Below are 8,153 nucleotides of genomic sequence, written 5' to 3' on the forward strand. Positions count from 1 at the left end.
TGCAGTCTTAATCCATTCTTCCATATTGTTGTATCTTTCTATAGCTGCATTATATATTTGCTTTAACAATATCAATCGCTTCATCTCCCGACCTTGCAACTCCAACTATAGCACCTGCCTTTTTCATCTGTTTTAGAAAATTATCTTGATACTTAGATGTTTTACCTTTTTCGTTTTTAACTTCTATAAATACTGCTCGTCCATCTGATTTTCTAACTCCGAATAAATCAGAGAAACCTTTAGGAACTCCTGTCGACACCATTCTGCCTGTCTCACTCATAAAACTACCTACATTTATTCTAAAAACTACTGCATAAGGATTTAAAGCTAATCTAATTTCATTTTGTATATCTTTTTCTTTCATATTATACCTCCTATTAGTTACTCGGTAACCAATAAGTAACTGTTTTAGTAACCATTTTAAATGTCTATCTTTAGCCACTTTCTAGCTTGGTAACTAAAGTAACTAACTTTTTAGTATAGGTCTCAATATATATAATACGGATATATTGATATATAACTTTTCTCTATATAGTGTGTAATTAATTATTAGTTACTTTAGTTACTTATAGTTATAACCTTTTATTTCAAGCCATTTGAATTAGTTACTCATTTAGTTACTTTATAGTTACCTTAGTTACTTTTAGACTCTTTCAGTAACTTTATTTTTAATTCCCTCTATATCTATATTTATCTTCTTCAAAGCCTCCGTGTCTAAAACAAAAGACCTTTTACTTTTACCATCAAACTTTACTGCCTTATATTCTTTAAAATATTCTGCACTTCTAAGTTGCCTAGTAAATTGATTCTGACTTGTTAGTACCTCAGTTGATATATTATATTCTCTTATAAATTTAGTTAACTTGGGATATAAACTCGGCATGTGAAAAGCTAACTCATTGTCATTTACTATAGTGAATTCATAATTATAATGAATCAACCCGATATCTGCCATACTAGAAAATAATTCTACAGTATTATCAATTACTGATTTAGTAGTTTTATTCTCATCTAGTACCTCTCTAAATAGATTTTTATTGATAGAGCTTATTACATCTAATATTTTTGTATCTGTTAACTTTTCAAAGTTCAATCCTAGATCTCTAAATACATCTATCACTAAATCAAATCCAAGTAACATATTTCCTATATTTTCCTGAACTCTATCTTCTGTAATATCTTTAGATAAATATCCATCTAATAAATCTGTTCTTCTTTCAATTAATTTGTCTACATCAGCTTTTATAATTTTACTTAATATGCTTCTACCTAATTTCTTTAATAGTCCTGGATGCCCTTTTAAAAATTTGAAGTGTTCTTCTTTTCCAATTCTAGACCTTTTATTAAAATTAAGTATTACCGACCTTTCTTTTATAGCTGTTTCCTCTTGCCCTTCCTCCCCTATTAAGACTACAGGGGATACCATAGGGTAACTGACTACCTTTTGATTTTTCGTTCCTCTAGTGGCATTGTGGCAGTCATAAGTATTTCTTAGGTTGTCCGATATAAGTCTTACTTGATGCTCTGCTAAAAAACTAGGTTTATACTCATCTAAAATAACCGGTAGGGCATTTGTATTACTTAAAGACTTCAATAAACTAAACTGTGTAACATTACTACAAGATAATATGTTTTCTTTATCTAAACTGTAAAATGGTAGTAATATTGATTCTATTGTTTGCGACTTTCCTGCCCCTGCTTCTCCATAAATAACTAGATGTGGTGTTTTTATTCCTTTAGGAAATAATAAAGGCTTCAACATAAAAACTGGTAAAATACTAATTAAAGATGCAGTTATATCTAAGTCATTAAACTTAAATAGATGTTTTGCTAATAACTCTAACTCTTTCTTGGTTATTTCCTCTTGTTTTAAAATATCACTATTAACAACTTGTTCACTTTCATTTACTGTAATCCCTGTTATTTCCTTAAAATCACTGTTTATAGCTTTATCTTGAGTTATAAACACTCTTTTTTTATCTATTTCATGGAAACCAATGAAACTTACACCTCTTACAGTTTCATAAGGCTGATTAGATAATATTTTTTTTATTTCCTGTAAATCATTTAGTGATCCCGAAAAAGAAAAACTAGGATGCTGAAGCAAACTCATAAAATCATTTTTATTATTCATTTCTTTAGCCTTGAAAATTAATTCTTCTTTATAATCTTGTGATATGAAGTTTGCCCTATAATAAAATTCTCCGTCTAAATCATCTTTAATAATTTCTTTTAATTCAATAATAAAAGTTGAAATCATTGATGGCCCTTCTGATGTTTGTTTATGATAAGCCCTACCTATAGCTTGTACACTATTACTTCCAAATTGAGGGGTAATAGGCTGTGATTGGTCAACACTAATACAATAGGTATCCTTAGGTGTATAAACATCTCTAGTGTCATTTATGGCCTTACTTAAAATAATACTTCCATAAGTTCCATCTTTTCTTTTTTCGTCCCACTTTTCCCTCATAAGTCCACTATTTCTAAATATAGTATCCATCTTTTGATAATCCTTAGCAGTCCAAAATGCTAACATATTGCTTAATGCTAAATCTGCTTCTGATTGACTACTGTAATAAGTTTCCCAGCTACCACTATAAAGACTATCAAATTTACTAGCTTGATTAGATTTCTGTATTGCATCTATAATCTCTCTTTCAGATAACTCCAAAGACTTACTTGGCATCTGTATAACATTTGTTTTTTTAGGTTCAATATCTATATATTTTTTATAAAGCTTCATTAAATCATCAGTAACGTTTGTGTTTATTTCAGTATGTTCACCAATCTTATTTCCTGTAAAAGTTAAATATCTTGGGGATGTATGATCATACATTTCCACCTTATCTTTACGATATTTATTTATATCAACTTTTCCTTTAATCCATATGTGAATACCATTTTTACTTGGAGAATATTCTGTATAAGATTTTAAATTATCTACAAATTCTCTTGCTACTTCTTTATTGTTTTCTAAATCATCTATATCTATGGCTACATAATCAGTATTTCCTAACATAAAGCCTATACCTTTAAAACGTTTAGATGTTTCAACTGCTGTTTTATAATCTGCCCATGTAGAAGGATCATTACTTTTTGCATATTGTCCGTTCTTAGGGTTGATTGGGACTTTTTTAGAGTCCCAACACACCCAGTTATTAATCTTTTTTAACTCTCCTGGTATATTATCGTAAATATTTCTCACCTCCAGTAAGTATTTAATGCTATGGATTTTTTTTAGATAAATAAATCTCTCAAGAATCTGTTCTTAAGCGTAGTCATTATGCCTATTTCTCTGATTATTGCTCTCTCATCTCCTTCTATTGCTTCAAAGTGAGCTGCTATAGTATCTTGAATATCTCTTTCATGTAACTCTATTACGATTTCTCCAATATCTTTAATTTGAATATTTAAACCCGATTGATATTTCATAAAAAAACGTTTAATATTTTTATTTACAACTATATTAAAATACCTTTTATTAATATTTTTATCAGGTATCACTACGGCATATTTACCTTCTACTACTTCCATATCATCTTCTAAATATTCTACTTCTCCTTTAGAGGCTGATATTTGAATTATTGTAGAACCTATTGGATAAATAGTTCCTTTTTTAGCTCTTTCATACTTTGCTATATCTTTTAATTTATACTTCTTATAATTTTCAATCATAAAAACTAATCTGCCCCTTTCTTTTCGTAGTTCCCCTATTTTTAAGGTATTTGGCAAAATTACTTAACTCTCTATCCTTTTCTATACTCTTGCTAGTGAGTTGACCTACCGTATTAGCAAATTCAAGTTGCTTTGCTTCTATTTCTTCGTCTAGTTTTATCAAGTCTTTTAAGATATCTGCCAAAGGAGGTACATACTCCTCTACATACTTATCAATGTATCTTGGTATATTTAAATTAAAATCATTTTCTTTTATTTCATCAAATTTAATCAATTTACTAAATTTATCTATTTCTTTATTGTTTTGATATATTTTTAGTATTTTATTTATGTGTCTTTCTTCAATTACATTTTTCGGTGGTGCATTTTTAAATTCTTCTGACGCATCTATGAATAAGATGTCTTTGTTTTCTTTATTCTTTTTTAATACCAATATTACTGTCGGAATATCTGTGTTGTAAAATACCTTTCCAGGTAACCCTATTATTGATTCTATATAGTTTAATTTTATTAGCTTTTCTCTTATAATTCCTTCTGATCCTCCACGGAATAACACTCCATGTGGTAATATGATTGCCATTTTACCATTCTCTGTTAATTGATCTAATCCAGTTAATAAAAAAGCATAATCTGCCTTGCTGTTTGGTGCCAATATTCCAAATTCTTTAAATCTATTTTCTTCTAAATACTTCTTATCTGGCGACCATTTTAGACTATACGGAGGATTCATTATTATAGTTTCAACTTTTATATCTTCTATTTCATCTAGTATTTCTATACTACTAAACTTGTCCCCTTTTTCCAGTTTGTAGATTGCCTTAAATCTCCTTGTAAGACTATCACCATGTCTTACTATGCCTTTAATGTTTCTTATTGCTAAATTAAAGAGTAAAAAAGGTATAGCCCTGTCTGAAAACTCTTCACAATAAAAATCTTGATTGGGGTTATCCGCATACCTTTTTATAGTTAATCCACCAACGCCGGCACATATATCTAAATTAGATCTTCCCTGTCTCAATATCCTACTTGCGATTTCTGATACTTCATCAGGTGTAAAGTCTTGTCCTTTTCCTTTTCTGTCTGAATGCTCCGATTGATAATAATTTAAAAACCAATCATAGTATAAATTTGTCTCTAGTTTTAGGAATTCTTCAAATAGATTATTTCTATCTTCTTCACTTCCCAATACTTCCATTAATTTATAGGAGGCGTGGAAGCTTTCTTCTACACCTAACAATTTATTTATTTGTTCTATCGACAACATATAATCAACCACCTACTAAAATGGTATATCGTCATTACTTACTGGATTAAAGTCTGCAATAGAAGGAGAATCTTCTGTTTTCCATTGGTGGTTTACTTGAGGGAAACTAGATACATACCATTGTTTTACATCTGCATAATTTTTACCGTTATATTCTCTATTTTCTACTCTTATTTTCGCAGTTTTACCTTTGAAATTATTCAATAAATCGTTTACTGAATTAAATTGCTGACCATCTGGGATTTGAAAAGCCTTTGCCATAGCATTAACAAAACCTGAATGATATTCTCCTGTCGCCTTACTTTGGAAAACTTTGTGGAATATTCTAAAATTCTTAAACTTTTGTTGTATATCATTTCTAATTACTAACTGTATGTCCATAAATATAGCTCCATTGTTTGTTACGTTTTCTATTGCTGTATGAACTAATACCTCATATTCTCCTGGTTCTATATCTCCAAATTCCTTTACTTCATCATAATTTACTTTAAACATTTTTATTCCTCCTTAGATTTTTATATCCATCCTCTTGACTTAGATTGAAAATAAACCCAACCTTGTTTATAATTTCTTGCCTTTGCATATTCTGATAAATCTTTCATACTTTTACATTCATCAGGACTTTCAAACTCTAATCCCTTAGTGTTTATTACAAAACTTTCCGTTACTTCTTCAAGTTCTGCATCTTCAATTATTTCTACTTCTTTTTCTTCAACTTTAAACTCATATCCACACTCACAAAACACATAATTACTTAGCAGTGTAGAATAACATTCAGGACATTGTTTTACTGGATTTTCTGCTGGTTCAGTTTCATTACTTCCAGGTTTAGTTTCTAAACTCCATTTTCTATCTAAATTTGGTAATCCAAATCTATTAACATTTCCTACATGGTCTATAATGATTGCCGTCTTCCCTTCCTTGTACCTCATAGACCTCATAGACTGTTGAATGTATAAGCCTAACGATTTTGTTGGTCTTAATAGTATAGTTGTATTGCAATCTGGTATATCGAATCCTTCTGAAACTAGATCTACATTTGATAAAACTAATATCTTTCCATCTCTAAAGTCCTGTATTACTTTATCTCTTTCTTCTTTTTTAGTGTTTCCGTCAATATGTTTAGCTGGAATATTATTTTCGTTAAATACCTTTGCGACTTCCTTAGATTGCTTAATTCCACTACAGTAAACAATGGCTTTTTTACCTTTAGATAATTTATTATAATGAGCTACAACATCACCATAAATTTTATTAGTAAATAAATCTTCTATATCCTTTTTAACATAATCTCCTGCTCTAATCCTTAGGTTATCTGTATCAACTAGCTTTGGAGCATAATATTTAAAAGGTGCTAAATTTCCCCATTCTATTAATTCGTCTACTGTAGGACCTTCTACTAAAACATCATTTACATCACCCAACCCTCCACCATTTAACCTGATGGGTGTAGCAGTAAAACCCACCAACTTAGCATTTGGAAAATAATCATAAATTTGTCTGTAACTCTTAGCTAAAGCATGGTGGTTTTCATCTGTAATTATAAGATTAGGCTTAATGGTTTTCTCCAATCTTCTAACTATTGTTTGAACCATACCGACTTCTATATAGTCCATATCAGCACCCCACCATTTTAAAGTGTTTAAAGTTTGGTCTTTTAGTTCTTTTCTATGAACTAAAAATAATACTCTATTGCCTTTTTCAGTTGCTTTCTTTGCCATGTCCGACATGATAACAGTTTTGCCTGCCCCACAAGGTGCTACTATACAAGGGCTTTTAAATCCTTGTAAGTAAGCTTTTCTTGTTTTATTTAGTAGGTTTATTTGGTATGGCCTTAGTTCCATCTATTATCAACTCACTTTGTAAAGCACCTTTTCTATCATCTAATTGATTCTTAGCAAATACATCATTTGTAGGCATCAATACAAAGCCTCTATTTCCTTCTTTGTTAAAAGTTAACTTACCTACCACATCACATAAACCAGCTATATTATTTAAAATTTTATTGTTTATCTGAGGATATGCTCTGTTAAATTGTTGTCCTTCAGCTGTTGTATATAGATCTGTTGATTCCCACGCTATCCAAATTAAATTACAATCTAAACTTTTCATGTATCTTAAAGAATTAACTAATCTAAACTGTAGATACTGATAATCTCCCATACTAGGTACACCCTTGTTTTTACCTTTACTTCCTAAATCTGATAACAAACATCTTTCAAGTTCAGAAATATTGTCTACGACTATATTGTTATACTGGGAATAGTTATTTTTATTTTTTACTATATCTTGTAATACTTTCTCCCAATGATCCCAAGTATTTATATTATCTATTTCAGCTATATCTATATCTTTACATCCTCTTAAAACCTTGCTTGTCCTATCTACATCCAATACCAAAGTTTTACCTGGTAAATATTTAATAGAAGTAGTCTTTCCTATTCCAGGAGGTCCATATATTAGATAAGTTCCTTTAGTTTCTTTTATATCTGTTGCTTTTGTTATATTTAACATCTTATACCTCCTTATTTAATTGAATACCTTTTGACAGTATAATTTTGCAAATATTTTCACTGACATGCTTATAACTTTCATAGTCCTTTAAAGCATCTTCTTCCGTATTAAACTCATGTACATATGTCTCGCAAGTATATATAAATATAAGATAGTACATTTTATACCTCCTTAAATTCCAATACTGGTGGTCTTTCTATTACTTCAATACCTTCTACTATTTCTCCATCTTCTGTAACTACTTGTCCATTTACTGTTTGTGTTATTTTCTTCAACTCTACCCACTTAGGAATTTCTTTCACTTCTACATAATCATTCATTTTGTTTTCTTTAATCCAGGCTAATAATTTATTATTTTCTCTTCTTACCTCTGGAGCAGGATATTTCTTAACTATTTCACCAGAAGGTAATCTATATTTTTCTTGAGTTTTAGTTTTTTTCTTTAATTCTTCTGGGATAGTTTCAAAATATTCTAGTAAATAAGAATCCCTTCTTTCTTTTATAGAGTCCTCTTCATCATTCAATTTATTTAATTTAATTCTTAAAGTTTCTATTTTTTCTTCTAAGGAATACTTAAATCTTTCAATTTCTAATAGATCATCATTAGTTTGTTCTATAATCCACTCTGCTTCATTATCGTTTTTTATTTTCCAAGTTTCAGTCATTATTTATTCCTCCTATAAAAATGTACTTTCTA

9 protein-coding genes are annotated in these 8,153 nt (G+C 29.6%); all 9 read right to left on the bottom strand.

What is annotated here, in order from left to right; translation table 11 throughout:
* Positions 1 to 49: 49 nt before the first annotated feature.
* Positions 50 to 364, bottom strand: coding sequence for a VRR-NUC domain-containing protein (locus tag TICRE_RS08775; RefSeq protein WP_075727220.1), 315 nt, complete (start codon positions 362 to 364; stop codon positions 50 to 52).
* Between the two features lie 279 nt (positions 365 to 643).
* On the bottom strand, positions 644 to 3,208 hold the full coding sequence (locus tag TICRE_RS08780; RefSeq protein WP_143583124.1) for a phage NrS-1 polymerase family protein: 2,565 nt from the start codon (positions 3,206 to 3,208) through the stop codon (positions 644 to 646).
* Positions 3,209 to 3,240: 32 nt separating this feature from the next.
* Complete coding sequence (locus tag TICRE_RS08785) at positions 3,241 to 3,678, bottom strand: hypothetical protein (RefSeq protein ID WP_075727224.1); 438 nt, start codon at positions 3,676 to 3,678, stop codon at positions 3,241 to 3,243.
* On the bottom strand, positions 3,671 to 4,942 hold the full coding sequence (locus TICRE_RS08790) for an N-6 DNA methylase (RefSeq protein ID WP_075727226.1): 1,272 nt from the start codon (positions 4,940 to 4,942) through the stop codon (positions 3,671 to 3,673). The genes TICRE_RS08785 and TICRE_RS08790 overlap by 8 nt, the downstream gene beginning before the upstream one ends.
* A gap of 15 nt (positions 4,943 to 4,957) precedes the next feature.
* Entirely contained in the window at positions 4,958 to 5,437 is a 480-nt protein-coding gene (locus TICRE_RS08795) for a DUF669 domain-containing protein (protein WP_075727228.1), read from the bottom strand.
* A gap of 20 nt (positions 5,438 to 5,457) precedes the next feature.
* A complete protein-coding gene (locus TICRE_RS08800) occupies positions 5,458 to 6,786 on the bottom strand; it encodes a DEAD/DEAH box helicase (protein ID WP_075727230.1) in 1,329 nt (442 codons plus the stop codon).
* Entirely contained in the window at positions 6,749 to 7,456 is a 708-nt protein-coding gene (locus TICRE_RS08805) for an AAA family ATPase (RefSeq protein ID WP_075727232.1), read from the bottom strand. The genes TICRE_RS08800 and TICRE_RS08805 overlap by 38 nt, the downstream gene beginning before the upstream one ends.
* 1 nt (position 7,457) lies before the next feature.
* A complete protein-coding gene (locus TICRE_RS13270; protein WP_158016502.1) occupies positions 7,458 to 7,616 on the bottom strand; it encodes a hypothetical protein in 159 nt (52 codons plus the stop codon).
* Position 7,617: 1 nt separating this feature from the next.
* Positions 7,618 to 8,121, bottom strand: coding sequence for a host-nuclease inhibitor Gam family protein (locus TICRE_RS08810; protein WP_075727234.1), 504 nt, complete (start codon positions 8,119 to 8,121; stop codon positions 7,618 to 7,620).
* Positions 8,122 to 8,153 lie beyond the last annotated feature (32 nt).

It is taken from the genome of Tissierella creatinophila DSM 6911, assembly GCF_001940565.1.
Classification (GTDB): domain Bacteria; phylum Bacillota; class Clostridia; order Tissierellales; family Tissierellaceae; genus Tissierella_A; species Tissierella_A creatinophila.

Excerpts from the sequence above, each read along its gene's own strand:
- TICRE_RS08775 (WP_075727220.1), bottom strand. The coding sequence starts at position 364 with ATGAAAGAAAAAGATATACAAAATGAAATTAGATTAGCTTTAAATCCT.
- TICRE_RS08785 (WP_075727224.1), bottom strand. The coding sequence starts at position 3,678 with ATGATTGAAAATTATAAGAAGTATAAATTAAAAGATATAGCAAAGTAT.
- TICRE_RS08790 (WP_075727226.1), bottom strand. The coding sequence starts at position 4,942 with ATGTTGTCGATAGAACAAATAAATAAATTGTTAGGTGTAGAAGAAAGC.
- TICRE_RS08795 (WP_075727228.1), bottom strand. The coding sequence starts at position 5,437 with ATGTTTAAAGTAAATTATGATGAAGTAAAGGAATTTGGAGATATAGAA.
- TICRE_RS08800 (WP_075727230.1), bottom strand. The coding sequence starts at position 6,786 with ATGGAACTAAGGCCATACCAAATAAACCTACTAAATAAAACAAGAAAA.
- TICRE_RS08805 (WP_075727232.1), bottom strand. The coding sequence starts at position 7,456 with ATGTTAAATATAACAAAAGCAACAGATATAAAAGAAACTAAAGGAACT.
- TICRE_RS13270 (WP_158016502.1), bottom strand. The coding sequence starts at position 7,616 with ATGTACTATCTTATATTTATATATACTTGCGAGACATATGTACATGAG.
- TICRE_RS08810 (WP_075727234.1), bottom strand. The coding sequence starts at position 8,121 with ATGACTGAAACTTGGAAAATAAAAAACGATAATGAAGCAGAGTGGATT.